Origin of the sequence: Curtobacterium sp. SP.BCp, from assembly GCF_051903255.1 — a bacterium.
In the GTDB taxonomy this organism is placed as follows: domain Bacteria; phylum Actinomycetota; class Actinomycetes; order Actinomycetales; family Microbacteriaceae; genus Curtobacterium.
Window position 1 is genome coordinate 3407797 of the sequence record NZ_CP194338.1, and the last position, 23957, is coordinate 3431753.

General features: G+C 71.3%; 22 protein-coding genes. 7 read left to right on the forward strand and 15 right to left on the reverse strand.

Annotated elements, in window-relative coordinates:
• The first annotated feature begins 268 nt into the window (after window positions 1–268).
• Complete coding sequence (gene guaB / locus ACRQ4C_RS16290) at window positions 269–1771, forward strand: IMP dehydrogenase (protein WP_400412256.1); 1503 nt, start codon at window positions 269–271, stop codon at window positions 1769–1771.
• A 245-nt stretch (window positions 1772–2016) separates the two neighbouring features.
• Entirely contained in the window at window positions 2017–3351 is a 1335-nt protein-coding gene (locus ACRQ4C_RS16295; protein ID WP_290133607.1) for an ABC transporter substrate-binding protein, read from the forward strand.
• Between the two features lie 159 nt (window positions 3352–3510).
• Here the strand turns inward: ACRQ4C_RS16295 and rarD are convergent, their stop codons facing one another.
• Entirely contained in the window at window positions 3511–4473 is a 963-nt protein-coding gene (rarD, locus tag ACRQ4C_RS16300; RefSeq protein WP_439689428.1) for an EamA family transporter RarD, read from the reverse strand.
• Between the two features lie 150 nt (window positions 4474–4623).
• Window positions 4624–4920: a co-chaperone GroES gene (gene groES / locus ACRQ4C_RS16305; protein WP_022904625.1), complete on the reverse strand. Its 297-nt coding sequence runs from the start codon at window positions 4918–4920 to the stop codon at window positions 4624–4626.
• Window positions 4921–5078: 158 nt separating this feature from the next.
• On the opposite strand from groES, the gene ACRQ4C_RS16310 reads away from it, so the two are divergent.
• Window positions 5079–6281, forward strand: a complete 1203-nt coding sequence (locus ACRQ4C_RS16310) for a class I SAM-dependent methyltransferase (RefSeq protein ID WP_439689429.1) — start codon at window positions 5079–5081, stop codon at window positions 6279–6281.
• 87 nt (window positions 6282–6368) lie between these two features.
• Here ACRQ4C_RS16310 and ACRQ4C_RS16315 read toward each other — a convergent pair whose 3' ends face one another.
• The 4 genes from ACRQ4C_RS16315 to tsaB all read right to left on the reverse strand — a co-directional run bounded on the left by ACRQ4C_RS16315 (window position 6369) and on the right by tsaB (window position 9581).
• Complete coding sequence (locus tag ACRQ4C_RS16315) at window positions 6369–7250, reverse strand: DUF4190 domain-containing protein (RefSeq protein WP_439689430.1); 882 nt, start codon at window positions 7248–7250, stop codon at window positions 6369–6371.
• Between the two features lie 63 nt (window positions 7251–7313).
• A complete protein-coding gene (tsaD, locus tag ACRQ4C_RS16320; protein WP_439689431.1) occupies window positions 7314–8369 on the reverse strand; it encodes a tRNA (adenosine(37)-N6)-threonylcarbamoyltransferase complex transferase subunit TsaD in 1056 nt (351 codons plus the stop codon).
• Complete coding sequence (gene rimI / locus ACRQ4C_RS16325) at window positions 8356–8898, reverse strand: ribosomal protein S18-alanine N-acetyltransferase (protein ID WP_439689432.1); 543 nt, start codon at window positions 8896–8898, stop codon at window positions 8356–8358. The genes tsaD and rimI overlap by 14 nt, the downstream gene beginning before the upstream one ends.
• Window positions 8895–9581 (reverse strand): tRNA (adenosine(37)-N6)-threonylcarbamoyltransferase complex dimerization subunit type 1 TsaB, encoded by a 687-nt coding sequence (gene tsaB, locus ACRQ4C_RS16330; protein WP_439689433.1) that lies wholly within the window; start codon window positions 9579–9581, stop codon window positions 8895–8897. Before tsaB ends, rimI begins: the two co-directional genes overlap by 4 nt.
• A gap of 89 nt (window positions 9582–9670) precedes the next feature.
• On the opposite strand from tsaB, the gene ACRQ4C_RS16335 reads away from it, so the two are divergent.
• The gene (locus ACRQ4C_RS16335; RefSeq protein ID WP_439689434.1) at window positions 9671–10375 is read left to right on the forward strand and encodes an alpha/beta hydrolase; all 705 of its coding nucleotides are present in this window, start codon (window positions 9671–9673) and stop codon (window positions 10373–10375) included.
• Between the two features lie 5 nt (window positions 10376–10380).
• On the opposite strand, the gene tsaE is transcribed toward ACRQ4C_RS16335, so the two are convergent.
• From tsaE to glmS, 5 genes are all read right to left on the reverse strand, one after another.
• Window positions 10381–10893 carry a tRNA (adenosine(37)-N6)-threonylcarbamoyltransferase complex ATPase subunit type 1 TsaE gene (gene tsaE / locus ACRQ4C_RS16340; RefSeq protein WP_290133600.1) on the reverse strand — a complete coding sequence of 171 codons (513 nt, stop codon included), beginning with the start codon at window positions 10891–10893 and terminating at the stop codon, window positions 10381–10383.
• Window positions 10890–12050, reverse strand: a complete 1161-nt coding sequence (alr, locus tag ACRQ4C_RS16345; protein WP_439689435.1) for an alanine racemase — start codon at window positions 12048–12050, stop codon at window positions 10890–10892. The genes tsaE and alr (ACRQ4C_RS16345) overlap by 4 nt, the downstream gene beginning before the upstream one ends.
• Window positions 12047–13150 carry an alanine racemase gene (gene alr, locus ACRQ4C_RS16350; protein WP_439689436.1) on the reverse strand — a complete coding sequence of 368 codons (1104 nt, stop codon included), beginning with the start codon at window positions 13148–13150 and terminating at the stop codon, window positions 12047–12049. The genes alr (ACRQ4C_RS16345) and alr (ACRQ4C_RS16350) overlap by 4 nt, the downstream gene beginning before the upstream one ends.
• A gap of 73 nt (window positions 13151–13223) precedes the next feature.
• Complete coding sequence (locus ACRQ4C_RS16355) at window positions 13224–13598, reverse strand: holo-ACP synthase (protein WP_290133597.1); 375 nt, start codon at window positions 13596–13598, stop codon at window positions 13224–13226.
• A gap of 6 nt (window positions 13599–13604) precedes the next feature.
• Window positions 13605–15452, reverse strand: a complete 1848-nt coding sequence (gene glmS / locus ACRQ4C_RS16360; RefSeq protein ID WP_439689437.1) for a glutamine--fructose-6-phosphate transaminase (isomerizing) — start codon at window positions 15450–15452, stop codon at window positions 13605–13607.
• Between the two features lie 124 nt (window positions 15453–15576).
• Here glmS and ACRQ4C_RS16365 point away from each other — a divergent pair, with 124 nt between their 5' ends.
• The 3 genes from ACRQ4C_RS16365 (at window position 15577) to coaA (ending at window position 18327) form a co-directional block, all read left to right on the forward strand.
• Window positions 15577–16764 carry an ATP-binding protein gene (locus tag ACRQ4C_RS16365; protein WP_400412239.1) on the forward strand — a complete coding sequence of 396 codons (1188 nt, stop codon included), beginning with the start codon at window positions 15577–15579 and terminating at the stop codon, window positions 16762–16764.
• A 10-nt stretch (window positions 16765–16774) separates the two neighbouring features.
• Window positions 16775–17260 carry a glutathione peroxidase gene (locus ACRQ4C_RS16370; RefSeq protein WP_439689438.1) on the forward strand — a complete coding sequence of 162 codons (486 nt, stop codon included), beginning with the start codon at window positions 16775–16777 and terminating at the stop codon, window positions 17258–17260.
• A 122-nt stretch (window positions 17261–17382) separates the two neighbouring features.
• Window positions 17383–18327, forward strand: a complete 945-nt coding sequence (coaA, locus tag ACRQ4C_RS16375; protein WP_439689439.1) for a type I pantothenate kinase — start codon at window positions 17383–17385, stop codon at window positions 18325–18327.
• 157 nt (window positions 18328–18484) lie between these two features.
• Here the strand turns inward: coaA and glmM are convergent, their stop codons facing one another.
• From glmM to ACRQ4C_RS16395, 4 genes are all read right to left on the reverse strand, one after another.
• Window positions 18485–19861, reverse strand: a complete 1377-nt coding sequence (glmM, locus tag ACRQ4C_RS16380) for a phosphoglucosamine mutase (protein WP_290133592.1) — start codon at window positions 19859–19861, stop codon at window positions 18485–18487.
• Window positions 19862–19883: 22 nt separating this feature from the next.
• Window positions 19884–20369 (reverse strand): 30S ribosomal protein S9, encoded by a 486-nt coding sequence (gene rpsI, locus ACRQ4C_RS16385; protein ID WP_175328271.1) that lies wholly within the window; start codon window positions 20367–20369, stop codon window positions 19884–19886.
• Between the two features lie 36 nt (window positions 20370–20405).
• Entirely contained in the window at window positions 20406–20852 is a 447-nt protein-coding gene (gene rplM / locus ACRQ4C_RS16390; protein WP_022904636.1) for a 50S ribosomal protein L13, read from the reverse strand.
• Window positions 20853–21105: 253 nt separating this feature from the next.
• Window positions 21106–23823, reverse strand: a complete 2718-nt coding sequence (locus tag ACRQ4C_RS16395; RefSeq protein WP_439689440.1) for an ExeM/NucH family extracellular endonuclease — start codon at window positions 23821–23823, stop codon at window positions 21106–21108.
• Window positions 23824–23957: the final 134 nt, after the last annotated feature.

The following is a 23957-nucleotide window of genomic DNA, read 5'->3' on the forward strand; positions in this document are numbered from 1 at the left end:
CGGCGGAGTGATGGAACCCACGGATGAGCCTCTCGTTCGGATAGTCGAGGACCCTAGGGAGTTTTTGTGTCCCCCGTGTTTCCACCACGTTCCCTGGAGAAATCGTGCCCTGACCGTGATCCTGCACAGGTTCTGCGGTGTGCCACGGTCCGGAATGCGCGCACACCCGCGCGCGTTACCATTGCTCATCCGGAACCCGTCGCTGCGTTCCCGGTGTCTCGACCACTTCAGGTGCCGCCCCACGGCACCCAGCCCACGAAGGGGACTCATGGACCAGCCGGATCCGTTCGGATTCATCGGACTCACGTACGACGACGTCATGCTCCTGCCCGGGCACACCGACGTCATCCCGAGCGAGGCGTCCACGACGTCCCGGCTCACCAAGCGCATCCAGGTGCACGTCCCGCTGCTCTCCGCGGCGATGGACACCGTCACCGAGGCCCGCATGGCGATCGCCATGGCACGCCAGGGCGGCATCGGCATCCTGCACCGCAACATGTCCATCGCCGACCAGGCCGCAGCGGTCGACAAGGTGAAGCGCTCCGAGTCGGGCATGATCACGAACCCGGTGACGACCACCCCCGACGCCACCGTGGCCGAGGTCGACGCGATCTGCGGTCAGTTCCGCGTCTCCGGCCTGCCCGTCGTCGAGGGCGACGGCAAGCTCGTCGGCATCATCACGAACCGCGACATGCGCTTCGTCGCCCCCTTCGAGCACCAGACCACGCTCGTGCGCGACGTCATGACGAAGGCACCGCTCATCACGGCGCCGGTCGGGATCGACCCCGACGACGCCGTCGCGATCTTCGCCGAACACAAGATCGAGAAGCTCCCCCTCGTGGACGAGGCCGGTCGCCTCAAGGGCCTCATCACCGTCAAGGACTTCGACAAGAGCGAGAAGTACCCGGACGCCACGAAGGACGACGCAGGACGCCTGCGCGTCGGCGCCGCGATCGGCTTCTTCGGCGACGCGTGGCAGCGCGCGACCGCCCTGCTCGAGGCAGGCGTGGACGTCCTCGTCGTCGACACCGCCAACGGCGAGAGCGAGGGCGTGCTCGACATGGTCCGCCGGATCAAGGCCGACCCGGCGTTCGCCGGTGTCGACGTGATCGGCGGCAACGTCGCGACCCGTGCGGGTGCGCAGGCCCTCATCGACGCCGGCGTCGACGCGGTCAAGGTCGGTGTCGGTCCCGGGTCGATCTGCACCACCCGCGTCGTCGCGGGCGTCGGCGTCCCGCAGGTCACCGCCGTGTACGAGGCCTCCCTCGCCGCGCGTGAAGCCGGTGTCCCGGTGATCGCCGACGGCGGCCTGCAGTACTCGGGCGACATCGCGAAGGCCCTCGTCGCCGGCGCCGACACCGTGATGCTCGGCTCGCTCCTCGCGGGCACCGACGAGTCCCCCGGTGACCTCGTCTTCGTCAACGGCAAGCAGTTCAAGGCGTACCGCGGGATGGGCTCCCTCGGCGCGCTCCAGACCCGTGGCAAGAAGACCTCGTACTCAAAGGACCGCTACTTCCAGGCCGACGTCCCCTCGGACGACAAGCTGATCCCGGAGGGCATCGAGGGCCAGGTGCCGTACCGCGGCTCCGTCGCGAACGCCGTCTACCAGCTCGTCGGCGGCCTGCGGCAGTCGATGTTCTACGTCGGCGGCCGGACCATCCCGGAGCTCAAGGCCCGCGGCAAGTTCGTCCGGATCACCCCGGCAGGGCTCAAGGAGTCGCACCCGCACGACGTGCAGATGGTCGTCGAGGCCCCGAACTACAGCCGCTGATCGGTCCGCGCGACCGCCCCGGACGCCCCGTTCCTCAGTGAGGAGCGGGGCGTTCGTGCATCCGGGGTGCGGGACGGTTGTGCGGCTGCTCAGCTTTCATCACGGGTCTGTAACGAAACATCCAGGGGTGGATGATCGTCACACGGGCGAAACAGATCCGCTCTAGCTTTCTCGACATCCCACGCGGAGGACACCGCGCTCGACCCGATGCGGTCCGGCCCCCGCGCAGAGAAAGGGCTCCACGGATGATCAGAACCACCCGTGCCACCTCGGCACTGGCAGTGGCGGGGGCGGCAGCGCTCCTGCTCGCCGCGTGTTCCACCACCTCGGGCGGCAGCTCGCCTTCGGAGTCCGCCTCCGGCGGCGCGAAGAAGGACCCGGCCGCGAGCTGCAAGGCTCCGGACTCCCCCAGCACCGACGCGCTGAAGATCGGCACGATCCTGCCGCTCACCGGTTCGCTCGCGTACCTCAACCCGCCCGCCGAGTCCGGTGTGGGCCTCGCGGTCGAGGACATCAACGCGGCCGGCGGCGTGCTCGGCAAGGACGTCTCGATCAGCCCGGCGACGGACTCCGGCGACAGCAACGACATGACCGTGTCGAGCGCCGCGGCGACCAAGCTGGTCAACGCGAAGGTCCCGGTCGCGATCGGTGCCGAGTCCTCGTCCGTCACGCTCAACGTGATCGACCAGCTCACGAGCAACTGCATCGTGGAGATCTCCCCCGCGAACACCGCGACCGACCTCTCGGGCTACTCGTCCTACTACTTCCGGACCGCTCCGCCGGACTCGGTGCAGGGTTCGGCCCTCGGCCAGCTCATCACGGGTGACGGCAACGCCAAGGTCGCGTTCCTCGTCTTCAACGACACCTACGGCACGGGTCTCCGCAACTCGGTGCAGGCCGCGGTCGAGGCGTCCGGTGGCCAGGTCGTCTACGGCGGCAAGGGCAAGGGCCAGGAGTTCCCGCCCGGACAGACCACGTTCTCGTCCGAGGTGACGGCGGCGCTCGACTCGAAGCCGGACGCGATCGTCGTCCTGGCCTTCGACGAGACGAAGTCGATCATCCCGGAGCTCAAGGCGCAGAACGCGAAGATGTCGAGCATCTACATGTCCGACGGCAACACCGCGGACTACTCGAAGGACTTCGACAAGGGCACGCTCGAGGGCGCGCAGGGCACCATCCCGGGCGCCTCGCCGAAGGACGACCTGAAGAAGAAGCTCGCCGCGTTCTACAAGGAGTCCTCGGGCAAGGACCTCGCCGACTACTCGTACGCGGCCGAGTCCTACGACGCCACGATGCTCGCCGCCCTCGCCGCGGTGAAGGGCAAGGGCACCGACTCCGGCACGATCCAGGCCAACATGGCCGCGGTCTCCGGGGCGGACGGTGGCACCGAGTGCTCGACGTTCAAGGAGTGCTCGACGCTCCTCGGGGACGGGAAGGACATCCACTACACGGGTCCGTCCGGCATCGGACCGTTCGACGACAACAACGACCCGTCGAGCGCCTACATCGGCATCTACAAGTTCGACGCGGACAACAAGCCCGTGTACCAGAGCGCCATCCAGGGCTCGGTCTCGAAGTAGGCACGACCAGGTAGGCACGACCAGTACGCGAAAGCGACAGTCCCCCGCAGTTCAACCGCGGGGGACTGTCGCTTTCGCAGTTGAGAGGGCGGATCGCGTCGCGTTCTCGGCATGACCGTCCGCAGGACCGGCCGGGAGGCACGGCGCGCGTCCGGCGGGTCAGGCCGGGTCCGCCACCGGCGCGGCCTGGGCACGACGCCGCGACGACCGTGCCGCGGCGAAGCTGTCCACCGTGAGCACGACGAGCGCCAGCCACACGATCGCGAAGCCGATCCACCGCTCGGGCGGCATCGGCTCCTGCTGCACGACCACACCGACGAGCAGCTGCATCACCGGCGCGAGGTACTGCGTCAGCCCGAGGGTCGACAGGCTCACCCGGCGCGCCGAGGACGCGAAGAGCAGCAGCGGGACCGCGGTCGCCGGGCCGGTCAGCACCGTGACGAGGACGTGCACCCAGCCCTCGCTCGCGAACGTCACACCGCCGCCGAGGCCCGTCACGCCCATGACCACGAGGGCCACCACCGCGATCGGCAGCAGCCACACGGTCTCGATCGTCAGGCCGCTCAGCGCGTCGACCGTCCCGCCGACCCGCTTCTTCACGAGCCCGTACAGTCCGAACGAGAACGCCAGCGCGAGCGAGATCCACGGCACCTGCCCGTACCCGACCGCGATGACGACGACCGCGACGACGCTGATGCCCACGGCCGTCCACTGCGCCGGACGGAGGCGTTCGCGCAGCACGACCACGCCGAGTGCGATCGTGACGAGCGGGTTGATGAAGTACCCGAGCGCAGCCTCGACGGTGTGGCCGGTGGTCGTCGCGGCGACGTACACGGTCCAGTTCACGAGGATGAGCACCGCTGCCAGGCCCATCACGAGCATCACCCGGCGCTGGGCGATCAGTGAGCGGGTCCGGAGCCACGACCGGGTCACGGCGATCGCGACGACGCAGAACACCAGGCCGAAGACGATCCGCCACGCCACGATCTCGAACGCGCCGGCCGGGGACATCGCCGCGAAGAGCAGCGGCATGAGTCCCCACAGCCCGTACGCCACGATCGCCTGGACGACACCGACGGATGCCTCGCTGCGGGCCGGGCGCACGGTCGTCGGTTCATTCACGGAACCATCCTAGGAAGCGGCGCCGACGCTGCGGACCGGCACCGTGCCTCCCGGCAGGAACGCTCGGTGACCACCCGCCGGACCGAACGCGGACGCACGAACGCCCCGCCGACCAGGTGGCCGACGGGGCGTTCGAGGAGTGGGCTGGACTCAGCGCACGACGACCGCGAGGACGTCGCGGGCCGAGAGGACCAGCAGGTCCTCGCCCGAGTACTTGACCTCGGTGCCGCCGTACTTGGAGTAGATGACCTTGTCGCCGACGGCGATGTCCAGCGGGATGCGGTTGCCGTTGTCGTCGACACGGCCCGGGCCCACGGCCACGACCTCGCCCTCCTGGGGCTTCTCCTTGGCGGTGTCCGGGATGACCAGACCGGAAGCGGTGGTCTGCTCCGCCTCGACCTGGCGGATGACGATGCGATCCTCGAGCGGCTTGATGCTGACGGCCACGGTGACCTCTTCTTTCTCGGTACAGACTCGGTACAGATGAAAACCGGGTTGGCACTACGCACAGGAGAGTGCCAACGCCAACTCTAGGGGGTCGTTGGCACTCGGTCAATCCGAGTGCCAACACGGTGGACTCGGTGTGCACCTGGGAGGATCGGAGGATGGACGCCGCCGAACTCGCCCAGCTGCTCACCCCCGAGGGGATGGCCCTGCTCGACCGTACTCCGAGCGTCTCCGACGGCGGCGAGATCGTCCGGGTCGTCTCGCGCCTCCGCGGCGAGGGGCACGACCCCGGGCTCGTCGCCGCCGTCCTGACCCAGGCGAAGCTCCGACAGAAGGCGGGCGCGAAGTTCGGGCCGTTCGCCTCGCGCATGCTCTTCACCGAAGCCGGACTCGAGCAGGCCACCCGGCTGCAGGTCGCCGCGCAGCACGCCGGCCGGTTCGCCGCCGCCGGGCTCTCGCGGGTCGCCGACCTCGGGTGCGGGATCGGCGGGGACGCGATGGCGATGGCCGCGCTCGACCTCGACGTCACCGCGGTGGACCGCGACGAGGTCACCGCGGCGGTCGCGACGCACAACCTCGCGCCGTGGCCGAGCGCCCGAGTGGAGCTCGGCGACGCCGCAGCGTTCGACCTCTCCCGCGTCGACGGCGTGTGGATGGATCCCGCCCGCCGCACCGCCGGACACGGGAACACCCGGCGCCTGGCCGACCCGGACGACTGGTCGCCGTCGCTCGACACCGTGTTCGCCGCCGCGACGACCACCCCGACCGGCGTGAAGCTCGGCCCGGGCACCGACCGCGACCTCATCCCCGACACCGCCGAGGCGCAGTGGGTGTCCGTCGACCGCGAGGTCGTCGAGCTGGCCCTCTGGTTCGGCCCGCTCGCCCGCGACGGGGTCCGGCGCGCCGCGACCGTGATCGGGGCGCACGGGGTCGCCGAGCTGACCGGGGCCGCCGATGCACCGGACGTGTCCGTCGGCGCCCTGGGTACCTACCTCTACGAGCCCGACGGAGCCGTGATCCGCGCACGGCTCATCGGGGACCTCGCCCGCTCGATCGACGGTCGCATGCTCTCCGACGGCATCGCCTACGTCACGTCGGACCGTGCCGTCACGACGCCGTTCGCGCAGGGGTTCCGGGTCGTCGACACCCTGCCGCTCGACGTGAAGCAGCTCGCGGCACGATTGACCGCCGACGACGTCGGCACCGTGGAGATCAAGAAGCGGGGGGTCGACGTCGACCCCGCGCAGTTCCGGAAGCGGTTGCGGCTCCGGGGGCGGCGCGCAGTGACGCTCGTGCTCACCCGCCTGGAGGGACGGCACACCGCGATCCTGTGCGAGCGGCTGGGCGAGGTGGCCGGCTAGCCCCCCCCCCCCCCGGACGCCGCGACGGCCCCCGCGGGTGCGGGGGCCGTCGTCGTGGGCGCGTCGTGTGCGGGTCGTGCGTCGGGTTCAGAGGACGAACGCGCCCGTGGAGCCGAAGTCGTCGGAGTAGCCCGAGCCGCTGCGGGAGGCGATGCCCGCGATGACGATGAGCGCGACGAAGAGGATCCACAGCGCGGTGAACGCCCAGCCGCCGATGATGCCGGCGAGCGCCAGACCACGTCCACCCTCACCGGTCTGCTTGATCTTGCCGAGGGCGACGTGGCCCATGATCGCGCCGGCCGGACTGGTCAGGATGATGATCGGCGGGATGAAGATGCCGGCGAAGGCGAACACGATCGAGAGGATCGAGAGGGTGTTCGTCTTCGGGCGCTGCGCGTAGGGCTGGTAGCCCGCCGCGGCGTACTGGCCGCCGTACGGCTGCTGGCCGTACTGCTGCTGGCCGTACTGCTGCTGGCCGTACGGCTGCTGGCCGCCGTACTGCTGCTGGCCGCCGTACTGCTGCTGGCCTCCGTACTGCGGCTGCCCGTACTGCTGCTGGTTCGGCGCAGCGTACGGGTTGCTCGGCGCGGCGTAGGGGTTCTGCGGCGCCCCGTACCCCGGCTGCTGGCCCGGCGCGGCGAACGGGTTCTCCTGCCCGGGCGTCGCGTACGGGTTCTGCTGCGAGCCGGTCTGCTGCGCGCCGGACGGGTTCTGGCCGGACGGGTTCTGGCCGTACGGGTTCTCGGGCGGCTGCGGGGCGCTCGGCGGTTGCGGCGCGCTCGGTGCTTCACCGGGCGCCGGGGTCGACGTCGGATCGGACGCACGGCTGCCGTCGGACGCACGATCGCCGTCGGGCTGCGGGGCGCCGGAGTACCCGCCGCTCGCCTGCTCGTCGGACTGGCCGGGCCTCGGCCACTGGTTCTGATCGGACACCGCGTCCACCCCTCCCGGCACCCACTCGTCGGACACCGGCCCCCATCGTTCCACACGGAGCCCGAGCCCGTGCAGGACGCCGAGCCGCGCCGCCGGGCCTCAGACCTGGACGGTCGTGACCGGCAGCGTCGAGTCGGCGGCGATCCCGAGGTCGCTCGGCGCGTGCCCCTCGGCGACGAGCCGTGCACCGACTGCGGCGATCATCGCGCCGTTGTCGGTGCAGAGGTCGAACGGCGGGATGCGGAGCGCGACACCGGCGGCTGCGCAGCGTTCGGTCGCGACGGCACGCAGGCGGGCGTTCGCCACCACCCCGCCGCCGAGCAGGAGCCGGTCGACCCCGGTGTCGCGGCACGCGTTCAGGGCCTTCGTGAGGAGCACGTCGACCACGGCCTCGCGGAAGGACGCGGCGACGTCGGCGACGGGGACCTCGCGGCCCTCGTCGCGGCACTTCTCGACCCAGCGGGCAACGGCGGTCTTCAGCCCGGAGAACGAGAAGTCGTACCGGTGCGCCGCCATGTCCTTCGGCAGCGTCAGTCCGCGGGGGAACCGGATCGCCGTCGGGTCGCCGTCCGCGGCAGCCCGGTCGATCTGCGGGCCGCCCGGGTACGGCAGGCCGAGCAGCCGCGCGACCTTGTCGAACGCCTCGCCCGCGGCGTCGTCGATCGTCTCGCCGAGGAGCTCGACGTCAGCCACGAGGTCCCGCACGAGCAGGAGCGACGTGTGCCCGCCGGAGACGAGCAGCGCGACCGTGGGCAGTTCGATCTCGGAGCCGTCCGAGCGCAGCACGTCGGCGCCGACGTGCCCGACGAGGTGGTTCACCCCGTACAGCGGCTTGCCCGTCGCGACCGCGAGCGCCTTCGCAGCCCCGACCCCGACCATGAGCGCACCGGCGAGCCCGGGTCCGGCGGTGACCGCGACGGCGTCCAGCTCGTCGAGGGAGACGCCGGCGCGGTCGAGCGCTTCGTGCAGCGTCGGCGTCATGGCCTCGAGGTGCGCCCGTGCGGCGACCTCGGGCACGACGCCGCCGTACCGGGCGTGCTCGTCCATGCTCGACGCGATGACGTTCGCGAGCAGGGTGTTCCCCCGGACGATGCCCACGCCCGTCTCGTCACAACTCGTCTCGATGCCGAGCACGAGAGGTTCAGTTGTGCTCATCGAGCGCCTCCTGTCCGATCGGCCCGACGGAACCGGTGCCGGGTGCCGCGGGCAGCTCCGCGCGCATCACCCACGCGTCGACGCCGTCCGGCTGGTAGTAGCGGGGCCGCGTGGCGATGTGCTCGAAGCCGAACGCGGTGTACATCGCCTGCGCCACCGGGTTGTCCGCCCGCACCTCGAGGAAGACCTCGTGCACGCCGCGACGACGCGCTTCGTCGAGCAGCTCGGTGAAGAGCACCCTGCCGATGCCGCGCCCACGCTGCTCGGCGGCGACCGCGATCGTCTGCACGTCGGCGACCGGGTTGCCCGCGAGCGAGGACAGTCCGGCGTACCCCACGACCGTCGGCGCCGTGCCCTCTGCCACGGTCTCGACCACGACGTAGTACCCGTGCGGCGAGTACAGCTCGCCGGACATCTGCGACGCCGACCACGCGTCCGTGGGGAACGACACGTGCTCGAGCCACATGATGTCGTCGAGGTCCTGCGGGTGGGCCGGTCGGAGCCGCAACCCGTCGGGGAGGCCCGTCACCGGACGACCCGCTTCGGGGCTCCCGGCATCGTCACGTCGGGGTCGCGCAGGTAGAGCGGGGTGTCGTCGGCGAAGGGAGCGCCGGAGGCGAGACGTTCCGCGGCGAGCGCGCCGAGCCTCCAGGCCGGGATCGCGACCGCGGTGACGCGCTCCCAGGTGACCGCTTCCGGACGGGAGGCGCGGATCGCCTCGTCGAGGTCCGCCGGCTTGGCGAGTCCCGGGCCGGCGACGCGGACGCCGTCGGCGTCGTACGCCGACCAGTAGACCTCGCGCCTGCGCGCGTCCGTCAGGACGACGAAGGGGCCGGGCCGCGGCTGATCGGTCTGGGGCTGATCGGCCTGGGGCTGATCGGTCCGGGGCTGATCGGTCTGGGGCTGATCGGCCGCGACGGCGTCGTGACTCGATAGTGGGAGGAAGGGGACGCCGCGCGCCGCGGCGAAGGTGCGGGCGGCGGCGATGCCGACGCGGAGACCGGTGAACGGGCCGGGGCCCATGCCGGCGACGACGCCCGTCACCTCGGCAGGTGTGACGCCGGCCTCTGTCAGGACCTCGGCGAGGAAGGGTCCGATGACCTCGGCGTGACGGCGGGAGTCGTCGGTGCTGCGGCTCGCGAGCTGCTGCCCGGTCGACGGGTCGACGACGGCGACGGACGTCCCGGCGGAGGTGTCGATCGCGAGCAGCACCCGTCCATCGTAGGCGTCCCCGACGGTTGCTCCATCGCTGTGAGCGGAACGCCGGAACGGCGACCTCCCCACGACGTAGCGTCACCGACATGGAACTGCTCTTCGTGCACGGCGCCCTCGTCCGCGACGGCGACTGGTGGTGGTCGCCCACGGCAGCACTGCTCGACCGCGCTGGCGTCCGGAGCCGTTCGGTCGCCCTCCCGAGCTGCGGCGAAGCTCCGGCGGTGGACGGGACGTCCGGCCTCGTGGCCGATGCGGCCGCGCTCCGTGCAGCGCTCGACGACGTCGACGACCCCGACGGCGCGGTCGTCGTCGGACACTCCTACGGCGGGACCGTGATCGCCGAGGCGGGCCGCCACCGGGCGGTCGCTCGGCTGCTGTTCGTCTCCTCGTACCTCCCGGACGTCGGCACCGCCCAGGGCGCGATCATGGCCGACGAACCGGACCCGGTGTCGATCGGTGACGGGGGCGAGGGGCGGCTCGCGGTCAGCGGGTACGACGCCGCGTCGTTCGGGGCGCGGTTCCTGCAGGACGCCGACCCGGACACGCAGCGGGCGGGCTGGGAGCGGGTGACGGCGCAGGACGCCACCGCCTTCGTCACGCCGACGACCGGTGCGGGATGGCAGGGCGTCGACTCGACCTACGTGGTGTGCACGGAGGACCGGAGCACCACCGTCGGCCTCCAGCGCTCCCACGCAGCGCGGGCGACGCGGTCGGTGGACGTCCCCACGGGACACCACCCGTTCGTCACCCGACCGGACCTCGTGGCGGAGCAGGTGCTCGCGCTGCGGTGACGGGCCTAGAGCCGGACGCCAGCCCAGCGGCCACCGGTACCGGTCACGATGACCCGCCGGGGTTCGTCGGGCACGTCGTCCGGGTCGAGGTCCTCGTCGGCTGCCCGGTCACCGGCGCTGCCCGTCGCCCGGACGATCTCGACGTCGAGCACGTCGTCGGTGATGCCGTCGACGAAGCCGCGACCCCACTCGACCACCACGATCGAGCCGTCCCAGTCGAGGTCCAGGTCGTCGAGCTCCAGCGGGTCCGACAGGCGGTAGGCATCGACGTGCACGAGGTCCGGCCCGCTCGTCGTCGGGTGGGTCCGGGCGAGCACGAACGTCGGGCTGGAGACCTGCCCCCGGGCACCGAGTGCGGCACCGAGGCCCCGCGTGAGCGTCGTCTTGCCGGCGCCGAGGGGACCGGTGAGCACGACGAGGTCGCCAGCGCGCAGGACGCCCGCGAGCCGTGCACCGAGGTCGCCCATCTCCTCCGTCGTGGCGACGGTGGTGTCGAGGAGGACGCGCGGTTCGGTCATCGCTCGCCCCGGAGGTACTCGGCCACGTGCCCCTCGGCCTCGTGCCCCTCGTACACGCGGGGCACGCGCTCACCGATGCGGCAGACGATCTCCTCGCCGATGCTGTCGAGCGCCTCACCCCACTCGAGGACCGTCATCTCCCCGTGCTCCCCCGTGCCGAACAGCGTCACGGTGTCCCCGACCCGGACCTCGTCGTCGCCGACGTCCACGAGGAACTGGTCCATCGCGACCCGGCCCGCGATCGGGTACCGCTTCCCGTTGATCGCGACCTGCACCCGTCCCTGCGCGAGTCGCGGCACACCGTCCGCGTACCCGACCGGGACGAGCGCGAGGGTCGTCTCCGCGGTCGTGCGGTACGTGTAGTCGTACGAGACCCCCGTGTCGACGGGCACGCGCTTCGTCTTCGCGACGGAGGCACGCAGCGTCATCACGGCCTCCAGACCGAGGTCGGCTGCGGAGACGCCGTCCGCGCCCGGGATGCCGAACAGGTTCGCCCCCATCCGGACCATGTCCTTCCGGAACTCCTTGCGTTCGAGCCCCGCCAGCGATGCGGCGACGTGCCGCACCGGGAGGTCGAGCCCGGCGTCCTCGGCCTGCTCGACGGCCTCGTCGAACGCGGCGACCGCGGCGGTGTCCTCGTCGTCCGACGACTCCGCGAGGTGCGTGTACGCGGCGACGACCTCGATCCGACCGGCGCGCTGGGCGTCGAGTGCTGCGGCGACGAGGGCCGGCCAGTCCTCCGGCGTCGCGCCGTCACGGTGGAGGCCGGAGTCGAAGCCGAGGTGCACGCGCGCGGGTCGGTGGTCGACGGCGTCGACGATCCGCTGCAGCTCGGGTACGTTCGAGACCCCGAGGTCGACCGCGGAGTCGATCGCGTCGCGGAAGTCGAGGTCCGGGGCGTGCTGCCACGTGAACACGCGGACGTCCTCGTCGACGCCGATGGCCCGGAGCCGGAGGGCTGCCGGGACGGTCAGCACGCCGATCCACCGCACACCGGCGTCCACCGCGGCGAGCGCGATCGGCTCCAGCCCGTGGCCGTACGCGTCGGCCTTCATGATCGCCATGAGCTCGACCGGTTCCATCCACTCGCGCACCAGGTCGAGGTTCGCCCGGTAGGCGTCGAGGTCGACCGATGCCTGTCGCAGTGACGCGCTCACGTGGTCCTCCGCTCGACGCTGCGGCCGACGCGGGCGACGACCTCGTAGTTGATCGTGCCGATGGCGTCGGCCCACTCCTCGACCGCGGGGTCGCCGTTCGCCGGGTCGCCCCAGAGGACGACCTCGTCGCCGACCTGCACGTCCGCGTCACCGATGTCGACGTGCATGGCGTTCATCGCGACGCGGCCCACGACCGGGAACCGCTGGTCGCCGATGCGCACCGACACGTGGTTGCCGAGCGCCCGGTCGAAGCCGTCCGCGTACCCGAGGCCGATGACCGCGAGGCGGGTGTCGTGCTCGGCGCGCCAGGTGAACCCGTAGCTGGCGCCCTCGCCGGCGCGGACCTGGACGGTCCGGAGCACCGCCGCGGTGACGCGCATCGCGGGACGGAGCCCGAGGTCGGCCGAGGTGCGGTCCGCGAAGGGGCTCAGCCCGTACAGCGCGACACCGACGCGCGCGATGTCCCGGCGGGTCTCCGGCACGGCGATGCTCGCGGCGCTGGCCGCGAGGTGCACCATGTCCGGCACGATGCCGTTCGCCGCGAGGCCGTCGAGCGCACGCTGCAGCGCGGCGTCCTGGTCGAGGTCGTCCGACCGCGAGGCGTTCGCCAGGTGCGACATGAGCCCCTCGACACGGGTGCGGGAGCCGCTGCGGGCGAGCCGACCGGCGGTCTCGAAGAGCTCGGGCCACTCCGACTCGACGGCGCCGTTGCGGCTCAGCCCGGTGTCGACGCACACGTGCACGGCGGGCACCTCGGAGTCGGCCGCTGCCGACAGCTGCGAGACGCTGGAGACGGCCGGCGTGATGCCGTACTGCGCGGCGCGGCGGAAGTCCTCGTCGGGGGCGTGCAGCCACGCGAGGATGCGGGTCCCCTCGTCGATGCCGGCCTCGCGCAGGGCGATCCCCTCGTCGATGTCCGCGACGCCGAGCCACTCCGCCCCGGCGTCCACGAAGGCCCGCGCGGCGTCGGCCGCGCCGTGCCCGTACGCGTTCGCCTTGACGACCGCGATGACGCCGGACGGTGCCACCTGTTCGGCGACCGTCGCGTAGTTCGCGATGAGAGCCTCCCGGTCGACGGTGATCCCGGTGAACGCGCTCACCGCGCGTCACCCCCTCCGACCTGGAGGCGCGGGTGCAGCCGCGCCGTCCGGCGCGGCAACCGCAAGTGGCTGGTCAATCCGACTTCCCTTCGATGATCACGAACGCCGTCGCGATCCCTCCATCGTGCGACAGCGACAGGTGCACGCTCGTCACGCCACGCTGCTCCGCCACCCGCCGAGCACCCTCGTGGAGGGTCAGCGACGGGTTCCGCTGGTCGTCCGCGACGACCTCGAGCTCCTGCCAGCTCAGGCCCGCGCTCGTGCCGAAGGCCTTGATCAGTGCTTCCTTGGCGGCGAACCGCGCGGCGAGCGACGCGGCAGGGCGGGGTTCACCGTCGCGGACGAGCTCGGCGGGGGTGAACAGGCGCGTCCGGAGCGCCGGGGTGCGCTCGAGCACACCACGGAAGCGTTCCAGGTCGACGACGTCCACCCCGATGCCGATGATCACGAGCGACTACTCGACGGTGACCGACTTCGCGAGGTTGCGCGGCTGGTCGACGTCGAGGCCCTTGGCCGCGGCGAGCTCCATGCCGAACATGTGCAGCGGCGCGACCGCGAGCAGCGGCTCGAACAGCGGCGTCGCCAGCGGGATCCGCAGGACCTCGTCGGCGAAGGGCAGCACGGCGGCGTCACCCTCTTCCGCGATGGCGATCACCCGGGCGCCGCGGGCGCGGATCTCCTGGATGTTCGACACCACCTTCGGGTGCAGCGAGCGGCTGTCACGCGGCGACGGCACGATGACGAAGACGATCTGCCCGGGCTCGATGAGGGCGATCGGACCGTGCTTGAGCTCACCGGCGGCGAAGCCCTCGGCGTGGATGTACGCGAGCTCCTTGAGCTTGAGCGCACCCTCGAGCGCGATCGGGTACCCGACGTGGCGGCCGAGGAACAGGACGCTCCGTGTGTCCGCCATCCAGCGGGCGAGGTCCTTGATGCCGGACGCGTCGTCGATGGTCTGCTGCAGCTTCGGGGCGAGGCCCTCGAGCTCGGCGACCTGCTCGGCGATCTGCTCGGCCGTCAGCGTCCCGCGGAGGGTCGCGAGGTGCAGCCCGAGCAGGTACAGCGCGACACCCTGCGCGATGAACGCCTTCGTCGAGGCCACGGCGACCTCGGGGCCGGCGTGCGTGTAGATGACCGCGTCGGACTCGCGCGGGATCGTCGCGCCCTGGGTGTTGCAGATGGAGAGGACCTGCGCCCCCTGCTCACGGGCGTACTTGACGGCCATGAGCGTGTCCATGGTCTCGCCCGACTGGCTGATCGAGACGACGAGCGTGCGTTCGTCGAGCACGGGGTCGCGGTACCGGAACTCGTGTGCGAGCTCGACCTCGACGGGGACACGGGCCCACTGCTCGATCGCGTACTTGCCGAGGATGCCGGCGTACGCGGCGGTCCCGCACGCGATGACGATGACACGCTCGACGGTCGCGAGGCGCTCGGCGATCGGGTCGAGGTCCGTCAGGGTGACGGCGCCGTCGTGGACGCGGCCGAGGATCGTCTTCGCGACGGCCTCGGGCTCCTCGCTGATCTCCTTCGCCATGAAGGACGACCAACCGCCCTTGTCGGCTGCCGAGGCGTCCCAGTTGACCTCGAACTCGCTCGGCGACGCCGGGGAGCCGTCGAAGTGGATCACGTCGACGCCGTCGGGGCGGATCGTGGCGATCTCGTCCTGTCCGATCGCGAGGGCCCGCTGCGTGTACGCGACGAACGCGGCGACGTCGGAGCCCATGAAGTTCTCGCCGTCGCCGAGGCCGACCACGAGCGGGGAGTTCCGCCGGGCACCGACGACGACGCCGGGCTGGTCGGCGTGCACGACGAGGAGCGTGAACGCGCCCTCGAGCCGCTGCACGGCCTGCTGCATGGCGTCCGTCAGGTCCCCGGTCTCGCGGAACGACCGCGCGACGAGGTGCGCCGCGACCTCGGAGTCGGTCTCGCTGAGGAACTCGACGCCCTCGGCCTGCAACTCGCCGCGGAGCTCGGCGAAGTTCTCGATGATGCCGTTGTGGATGAGGGCGAGCTTGCCGCCGTCCGCGAGGTGCGGGTGGGCGTTGCCGTCGGTCGGCCCGCCGTGCGTGGCCCAGCGGGTGTGACCGATGCCGGTGCCGCCGTCCGCGATGGGGTGCGACTCGAGTTCGTCGACGAGCGCCTGGAGCTTGCCGGCCTTCTTGGCCGAGGCGAGGTCCGATGCGGCGTCCACGACGGCGATGCCCGCCGAGTCGTAGCCGCGGTACTCGAGCCGACGGAGTCCACCGAGGAGCACGTCCTGACTGCTGTTGCTGCCGACGTAGCCGACGATTCCACACATGGCCTCGATCCTACGGTCTGCCTGGGCGGTGACCCTGCGAAGCGGCCGGATCGATGCCGTCTCGTCATCTGTCGGTTTCTGCCGTAGTCTGCTGTCCACCACAGACCGGATCAGATTGGGAGAGATGCGCGCCGAACTGAACCCGTACGCCCCCGGTGCCGGCTTGCGGCCGCCGGAACTCGTCGGACGCCAGCCCGAGGTCGACGCGTTCGACCTCCTGGTCGCGCGGTCCCGTCGCGGCCAGACCTCGCGCAGCCTCGTCCTGCACGGGCTCCGCGGAGTCGGCAAGACCGTTCTGCTGAACCAGTTCCGGGCGCAGGCCGACTCGGCCGGCTGGCTCGTGGTCGACGTGGAAGGGCAGACATCGGACTCGGGGCAGCAGACCACCCGTCGGCGACTCGCTCGTGAGATCGCCCTCGCAGCACGCCGTCTGCACCGAGGAAGGGCGCTGACCTCCGCGGTGCGGGACGCGTTGGCCACGGTGAAGGCGTTCAGCGTGCAGTTCGGGGGCATGGGGTTCTCCGTCGACGTCGAGGCCTCGGTCGGGCGCGCAGACACCGGCGTGATCGAGATCGACCTCGAAGAGCTCGTCGAGGACCTCGCGCCCGCACTCCGCGAACAGCAGCGGGTGCTCGCGCTGTTCGTCGACGAACTCCAGGACCTCGAACCCGCGCTGCTCGCCGCGTTGATCTCCGTGCAGCACCGGGCGGGCCAGCGCGAGTGGCCGTTCGTCGTGGTCGGAGCCGGGCTGCCGAGTGTGCCCGGGGCGCTCACCACGGCGAAGTCGTACGCGGAGCGCCTGTTCGACTACCGCGAGATCGGGTCGCTCCCCTCCGGGGCCGCTGCGGACGCGCTCGTCCTGCCGGCGCAGCGGTCCGGGGTCACGTTCGACCCGGACGCGCTCGACACCATCGTCGACGCAGCGGGCGGCTACCCGTACTTCCTGCAGACGTACGGATCTGCCGCGTGGGACCTGGCGGCGGACAAGCGGATCACCCGAGCGGACGCCGACGGAGCCATCGAACGCGGGAACGCCGAGCTGGACAGCGGGTTCTTCCCCGGGCGCTGGGCGAGTGCGACGCCCGCTGAGCGCCAGTACCTCGTCGCGATGTCCGACGACCCTGAGGGTGAGTCCTCGACCGGTGAAGTCGCGAGCCGCCTGGGCGTCCCCGCGAAGGCCACCAGTCAGGCGCGTCAGGCACTCATCGGCAAGGGCATCGTGTTCGCGCCGCAGCGAGGACGGATCGCTTACACGGTGCCGCACATGCGGGCCTTCGTCCGGCGACAGGCTGATCTCGACCTGGTGGACTAACGTCCGTCACATGGGACGGTTCGACGACATCGAGATCACGACGCTGCACGGTGAGCACACCACGTTCGGGCAGTTCTCCGACAAGGCCGTGCTCGTCGTTAACGTCGCCTCGCGATGCGGCCTCGCGCCGCAGTACGAGCAGCTCGAGGCACTGCAGAAGGAGTACGGCCCGCGCGGCTTCACGGTCCTCGGCTTCCCGAGCAACCAGTTCCTGCAGGAGCTCGGCTCGTCCGAGGCGATCGAGGAGTACTGCTCGACGACGTGGGGCGTCACGTTCCCGATGTGCGAGAAGGTCAAGGTCAACGGCAAGGGCGCCCACCCGCTGTACCAGGCACTCAAGGAGACCCCGGACAGCGCGGGCAAGGCCGGCCGGGTCAGCTGGAACTTCGAGAAGTTCCTCGTCGCGCCTGACGGCGCGGTGACGCGCTTCCGTCCGACGACCAAGCCGGACGACCCCGAGGTCGTCGCCGCCATCGAGGCGGCCCTGCCCGCCTGACCGCACCGAGCGCAGACCGGCCCGCGTCCGGCGGACGCGCACCGGGCTCCGGACTGGAGGCACGGTGCACGGGAGCGCGCCTGCTCACGTGATCCGGGCCTCCCGTCGGTACGCTCGTCCCCATGCCGATCACGGACACCACCGTCGCGCACCCGACCCCCTTCGTGGAGATCCCCCGCGACGAGTGGGCACAGCTCGCGCCGCGGGAGCACCTGTCCCTCACCGAGACCGAGATCGTGCAGCTGCGCGGCCTCGGCGACCGGTTGGACATGCAGGAGGTCCAAGAGGTCTACCTGCCGCTGTCACGCCTCCTGACGCTGTACGCGGCCGGCGCGCGGAACCTGCACGCGTCGACGTCGAGCTTCCTCGGGGAACGAGCCGGCAGGACGCCGTTCGTCATCGGTGTCGCGGGCTCGGTCGCGGTCGGCAAGTCGACCGTCGCACGACTCCTGCGCGAACTCACGAAGCGGTGGCCGGACACGCCCCGGGTCGAACTCGTGACGACGGACGGGTTCCTGTACCCGAACGCCGAACTCGAACGCCGCGGGATCATGGACCGCAAGGGCTTCCCGGAGTCGTACGACCGTCGGTCCCTGCTGCGGTTCGTCAGCCAGGTGAAGAGCGGTGCGGCCGAGGTCCGTGCGCCGTTCTACTCGCACCTCGTGTACGACATCGTGCCCGACGCCGAGGTGGTCGTCCGGCAGCCGGACATCCTCATCGTCGAGGGACTGAACGTGCTCGCGGCGCCGACCAACGGGCGCCTGGCACTGTCCGACCTGTTCGACTTCACGATCTACGTCGACGCGAAGACGAAGGACATCGAGTCCTGGTACGTCGACCGGTTCCTCGCCCTGCAGGAGGAGGCCTTCTCCAGCCCGGACTCCTTCTTCCACCGCTTCGCCTCGCTCTCCCGCGAGGACGCGGTGCGCACGGCGACGGAGGTGTGGCGGGCGATCAACGAGCCGAACCTCGTCGAGAACGTGCTGCCGACGCGCTCCCGGGCGACCCTCGTGCTCAAGAAGGGCGCGAACCACAAGGTCAACTCGGTGCTGCTCCGCAAGATCTGACGCGCGGCGGGCTCGCGCGAGAGCACGCGCACGCGGCGCGGATCGCGCTCGCACAACCAAAGGCCCTCGGAACCACGCGATGACGTGGTTCCGAGGGCCTTTGGTTGTGCGGCGGCGGTTCGCGCCGGTCGCAGCAGCAGGGTTCGGCGGGCGGACCCTACGCGGCGTCCTCGATCGCGAGCCTCGCGCGCACGACGTCCGCGAGGTCCTCGGCGATGCGCTCGGCATCGGCCTGCGACGCCGCCTCGACCATGACCCGCACGACGGGCTCGGTCCCGGACGGCCGCAACAGCACGCGCCCGGAGTCCCCGAGCGCAGCGGTGTGCGCCGCGACGGCCTCTTGCACGCCCTGGTCGTCGAGGCCGGTGCGGTCGACGCCCCGGACGTTGAGCAGGACCTGCGGGAACACCGTCATGCACTCCGCGAGCTGCGCGAGCGACTTGCCCGTCCGCGCCATCTCCGCGACGAGGTGCAGCCCCGTGAGGATGCCGTCGCCCGTGGTGGCGTACTCGTGGAAGATGACGTGGCCGGACTGCTCGCCGCCGAGGGAGAACCCGCCCTCGTTCATGCGCTCGAGCACGTAGCGGTCCCCCACGGCGGTCTGCTCGACCGAGATGCCGGCGTCCGACATGGCCCGGAAGAGCCCGAGGTTCGACATGACGGTCGCCACGAGGGTGTCCGACGCCAGCTGCCCGCGCTCCTTGAGCGACAGCGCGAGGATCGCCATGATCTGGTCACCGTCGACGGCGTTGCCCGCGGCGTCCACCGCGAGGCAGCGGTCGGCGTCGCCGTCGTGGGCGATGCCGACGTCGGCCCCCGCCTCGAGCACGGCCCGCGCCAGGTTGTCGATGTGGGTCGAGCCGACACCGTCGTTGATGTTCACGCCGTCGGGGTCGGCGCCGATCAGGGTGACGCGGGCACCGGCGTTGACGAAGACCTCGGGCGAGACGGCCGAGGCCGCACCGTTGGCGCAGTCGAGCACCACGTGGATGCCGTCGAGCCGCGCCGGGAGCGTGCCGAGCAGGTGCACGACGTAGCGGTCCTCGGCGTCGGCGAAGCGCGTGATCCGCCCGACGTCGCCACCGGTCGGGGTGGGCGCCGAGTGGTCGTGCATGGCCGCTTCGATGCGGTCCTCGACCTCGTCCGGCAGCTTGCGGCCGCCGGCGGCGAAGAACTTGATCCCGTTGTCGGGGGCCGGGTTGTGCGACGCGGAGATCATCACGCCGAAGTCGGCGTCGATGTCCGCGACGAGGAACGCGGCAGCGGGGGTGGGGATGACCCCGGCGTCGAGCACGTCGACGCCGGCGGAGGCGAGCCCGGCGGCGACGGCCGCGCCGAGGAACTCACCGGAGACGCGCGGGTCGCGCGCCAGGACCGCGCGGGGGCGCGGTCGACCGGACGCCCGACGGGCGTCCGCATGGTGTCCGTGTGTGAGCACGGCCGCGCTGGCCTGGGCGAGACCCAGAGCCAGCGCGGCCGTCAGCTCGCCGTTGGCGAGACCACGAACACCGTCGGTACCGAACAGACGCGGCATTGCGATCGGGTTCGGCGAGCGACTAGCGCTTCGAGAACTGCGACGCCTTGCGGGCCTTCTTGAGACCGGCCTTCTTGCGCTCGATGACGCGGGCGTCACGGGTGAGGAAGCCGGCCTTCTTGAGCGCCGGGCGGTTGTTCTCGCGGTCGATCTCGTTCAGCGCACGCGCGATGGCGAGGCGGAGCGCACCGGCCTGACCCGAGGGGCCGCCACCGGTGATGCGGGCGGTGACGTCGTAGGCGCCGAGGAGCTCGAGCACCTTGAACGGGTCGTTGATCAGCTGCTGGTGCAGCTTGTTCGGGAAGTAGTCCTCGAGCGTGCGGCCGTTGACCGTGAACGCGCCGCCACCGGGGACGAGGCGGACGCGGGCGATGGCCTCCTTGCGGCGCCCGACGGCACCGCCCGAGACGTTGAGGATCTGGCGGGGAGCAGCCTCGGCAGCGGCGGGTGCGCTCTCCGTAGTGAAGCTCTCCGGGGTCTGGTCGAGGGAGTCAGCGATCTGTGCCATGAGTTGTATCAGTCCTTGAAGTCGTCGTGGCCGTCGTTACTGCGCGACCTGGTCGAAGGTGTACGCCTTGGGCTGCTGCGCGGCGTGCGGGTGCTCCGCGCCGGCGTAGACCTTCAGCTTCTTGAGCTGCTCACGGCCGAGGGTGTTCTTCGGCAGCATGCCGCGGATCGCCTTCTCGACGGCGCGGGTGGGGTGCTTCTCGAGCATCTCCGGGTAGGAGGTCGCCGTGAGGCCGCCCGGGTAGCCCGAGTGACGGTAGTAGACCTTCTTGGCGAGCTTGGAGCCGGTGAGGGCGACCTTGTCCGCGTTGATGATGATGACGTAGTCACCCATGTCCATGTGCTGGGCGAAGGTGGCCTTGTGCTTGCCGCGCAGGAGCGCAGCCGCGTGGGTGGCGAGGCGGCCGAGGACGACGTCGGTCGCGTCGATGACGATCCAGTCGTGCTGGACGTCTGCCGGCTTCGGGGAGAACGTACGAGTCACAGGTGTGCTGCTTTCGTGTCGAGGTGAGGAGTCCGTGAATCCCGCTCCGGTGGGTGTTCCCCGCGCGATGCACGTGGAACTGCCCGGTGGAGGGCTCATCTGACTGTCCGGCGCACGGGGCGCACAGACCAAGGAGAGAGCCTACCCGACGCGACTCGCGTTGTCGAACGCGCCCGGCAACGGACTGGAGGCACGGTGCCCGCTGGCACCGCGCCTCCAGTCCGTCAGGTGGTCACGTCCGTCAGGACGGCCGTCACCGGAAGAGGCCGCGCAACCAGTCGATGAGCGCCGCGATGGCCGCCGCGATCGGGCCGGTCCCGCTGTGGCCGGGCTTCCCGGGTCCCTCACCGGGCTTGCCCGGACCGTCACCGGGCCCGCCGGGCTTCCCGACGCCCGGCAGGTCGATGCCCACCAGGATCGGGTCGTGGTCGCTCGCGCGGAACACGTCGTCGCGGTAGAGGTCCGTGACGTTGTAGTCGTAGCGCGAGTACTCGAGGCCGACCGACTCCACCGAGTTGATGTTCCAGATGTCCACGCCGGTGACGGTCTTCACGGCCGCCTTCGACGCGAACACGTGGTCGAGCGACCCGCTCAGCCCGCTGAAGACGTACGACCACTCGGTCTGGTCTTCGGTCGGGCCGAGGTCCGTGTAGCCGGCGTCGTCGAGGACCTTCACCGGGTCCTCCTGGCTGTAGGCGTTGAAGTCGCCGAGCATGAACACCTTGTCGGTGCCGGAGGTCTTCTGCATCGCGGTCGAGAACGCCACGAGCGCCTTCGACTGCGCCACACGGGAGGCGTTCGATGCACCCTGGCCGTCGCCCTGGTCGGCGTCGGCGCCCTCGCCGGAGCCCTTCGACTTGAAGTGGTTCGCGATGACGAGGAACGTGTCCGCCTTCTTCGGCTTCTCGACGCCCCCGCCCTTGCCGGGCCCGGTCACGACCGGCGCGAACGCCTGGGCGAGGGGCTGCCGGGCGTTGGCGAACGCCGTCGAGTCGGTGAGGATCGTCGACCCGCCGACCGGCTGCACGCGGTCCTGCTTGTAGATGAGTGCGAGCCGGATGACGTCCTCGCTCGACGGGAGCTTCGCCGGCGACTTCGCGTAGGCCCAGGTGTCCTTGCCGGTGGCCTCGTTGAGGGCGGCGACGAGGGCGGCCACGGCGGCGTCGCGGTCCTGGCCGAAGCGGGCCGAGTTCTCGATCTCCTCGAGCGACACGACGTCGGCGCCGAGGCCGTTGATCGCCTTGACGATCTTCACCTGCTGGCGGGCGAGGTCGTCCGCGTTCGCCGCACCACGGGCGTCGCAGCCGCCCTTGACGGTCACGGGGTCGCCGTCACGGTCCGTGTAGTACGTGCAGCCGGTGAGCTGGTCGCCGGTCGTCGGGAAGTAGTTCAGGACGTTGAACCCGGCGAGCTTGACGTCCCCGCCGACGTTCTCCGGCGCTGCGGTGCGGACGTTCGAGAACGACACCGGCAGGTCCGCTGCCGGGGTGGCCCCGGTGATCGGCGAGGTCGGCTGGAACTTCCACGCGTCGTTCCGGAAGTCGAGGACGACCGGCTCGTCGAACGTCGCGGCGGCGCCGACCGTGACCGGGCCCTGGGTGAGCCAGGAGACCGGGATCGACTGGTTGGCGGCACTGAGGAAGTTCGTGCTCGCCCCGTCGTCGAGCACGACCTTGCGCGCCGCGTTGTCGGCGACGACCGCGGCGGCTGCGGCGCTGCCCGGACGGGCGACCTCCGTCGGCTGGAGCAGTCGCTGCTTCCCGCTCGCGAGCACGACCTCGCCGTACTGGTTCGTCGTGTAGTCGTCGGCGACCGTGTAGTCCCCCTGCGGCGCGACGAGCATGCTCTCGAGCGACTCGCGCTGTGCGTCGGTGCGCGGGAACGTGAGCGTCGCGGGCACGGGCTTGGCGACGCCGTCCTTCGGGAGCTGCTCGAGACCCGCGGCGGTCGGGACGGTGAGTTCGGTCAGACCGTTGAACTCGGAGACCGCGCCCGTGAGGCGCACGACGTCGCCGATCGCGACCTTCGCCGCGGTGGCCGAGGAGTACACGAAGACGGCGTCCGACGCCGTGTGCGTCGCCAGGTCGAGCGCCCCGCCGGTGCCGGCCGTCTGGATCGTGTAGCCGTTGAACCCGCCCGTGGCGTACACGGCGGTGACGACGCCGTCCGTGCGCACGGTCTTGCCGACGTACGGCGAGGTGTCCGTCGTCCCCTGCAGCTGCGCGATGGTGACCTGCTCGGCCGGTGTCGCCGGCGTGCCCGGGTCGGTGGGGTCCGTCGGGTCGGTGGGGTCCGTCGGCTGGGTCGTCTCGCCGGCCGCGTTCTCCGGGGTGACCGTGCTCGTCAGCGAGAAGTCCGCCGCGTTCGAGTCCGTGTCGGTCGTGCCCGTGCGGGTCAGCGCGTCCGGCACCGAGTTGGCGGTGCCGGTCGTGGCGGCCGCGGTCTCGAAGGTGTTCGACGTGCCGTAGCCGAGCAGGTCGACGACACCGGGCGTCCCGGTCGTGACGGCACCGGCGGGGAGGGTCAGCGCGGTCGCCTGGTCGGCGAGGACGAGCGTGCCCGTCGACCCCGACGGGTTCAGTCCCGTGACGGCGTCGGCTTCGGGCAGCGCCTGACCGGTCGACCCGTTGGACCCCATCTGCACGAGGTACGTGCCGTGCGCGGGGACCGAGCCGGCGAGCCTGCCGACCGACGGCGCACCCGTGCTGGTCGCGGCGCGGTACTGGAGCGACCACCCGTCCACGCTGATCGGGGCGTCGGTCGGGTTGCCGAGCTCGACGAACTTGTTCGTGAACGGCTGGTTCGCGCTGCCGCCCTTGAGGTAGGCCTCCTCGATGACGAGGCCGGTGCCGTCCGGGTTCGCCGACGCCGGGGCGGCGGCGACGAGCGGGGCGGCGACGAGGGCTGCGGCGGTGACGGCGCACACCAGCGTGCGGCTCGTCACCCCCGCCGAGCGTTCGGTTCGGAGCATGAGGACCTTCGCGTTCGTGGGTTGGCTCCCCCCGGTCGGGGGGGCAACGACCCTCGGAACCTACCTGCCTGGACGGTCGCTCAGGTTGCGGACAGGTAAATGATTGCTTCCCGGTACGAACGTCCCGGGACGAC

Excerpts from the sequence above, each read along its gene's own strand:
- tsaE (WP_290133600.1), bottom strand. The coding sequence starts at position 10,893 with ATGACCGAACCGCGCGTCCTCCTCGACACCACCGTCGCCACGACGGAG.
- ACRQ4C_RS16370 (WP_439689438.1), top strand. The coding sequence starts at position 16,775 with ATGGGACGGTTCGACGACATCGAGATCACGACGCTGCACGGTGAGCAC.
- ACRQ4C_RS16295 (WP_290133607.1), top strand. The coding sequence starts at position 2,017 with ATGATCAGAACCACCCGTGCCACCTCGGCACTGGCAGTGGCGGGGGCG.
- glmM (WP_290133592.1), bottom strand. The coding sequence starts at position 19,861 with ATGCCGCGTCTGTTCGGTACCGACGGTGTTCGTGGTCTCGCCAACGGC.
- tsaD (WP_439689431.1), bottom strand. The coding sequence starts at position 8,369 with ATGAGCACAACTGAACCTCTCGTGCTCGGCATCGAGACGAGTTGTGAC.
- guaB (WP_400412256.1), top strand. The coding sequence starts at position 269 with ATGGACCAGCCGGATCCGTTCGGATTCATCGGACTCACGTACGACGAC.
- coaA (WP_439689439.1), top strand. The coding sequence starts at position 17,383 with ATGCCGATCACGGACACCACCGTCGCGCACCCGACCCCCTTCGTGGAG.
- glmS (WP_439689437.1), bottom strand. The coding sequence starts at position 15,452 with ATGTGTGGAATCGTCGGCTACGTCGGCAGCAACAGCAGTCAGGACGTG.
- rpsI (WP_175328271.1), bottom strand. The coding sequence starts at position 20,369 with ATGGCACAGATCGCTGACTCCCTCGACCAGACCCCGGAGAGCTTCACT.
- ACRQ4C_RS16365 (WP_400412239.1), top strand. The coding sequence starts at position 15,577 with ATGCGCGCCGAACTGAACCCGTACGCCCCCGGTGCCGGCTTGCGGCCG.
- ACRQ4C_RS16395 (WP_439689440.1), bottom strand. The coding sequence starts at position 23,823 with ATGCTCCGAACCGAACGCTCGGCGGGGGTGACGAGCCGCACGCTGGTG.
- ACRQ4C_RS16335 (WP_439689434.1), top strand. The coding sequence starts at position 9,671 with ATGGAACTGCTCTTCGTGCACGGCGCCCTCGTCCGCGACGGCGACTGG.
- ACRQ4C_RS16310 (WP_439689429.1), top strand. The coding sequence starts at position 5,079 with ATGGACGCCGCCGAACTCGCCCAGCTGCTCACCCCCGAGGGGATGGCC.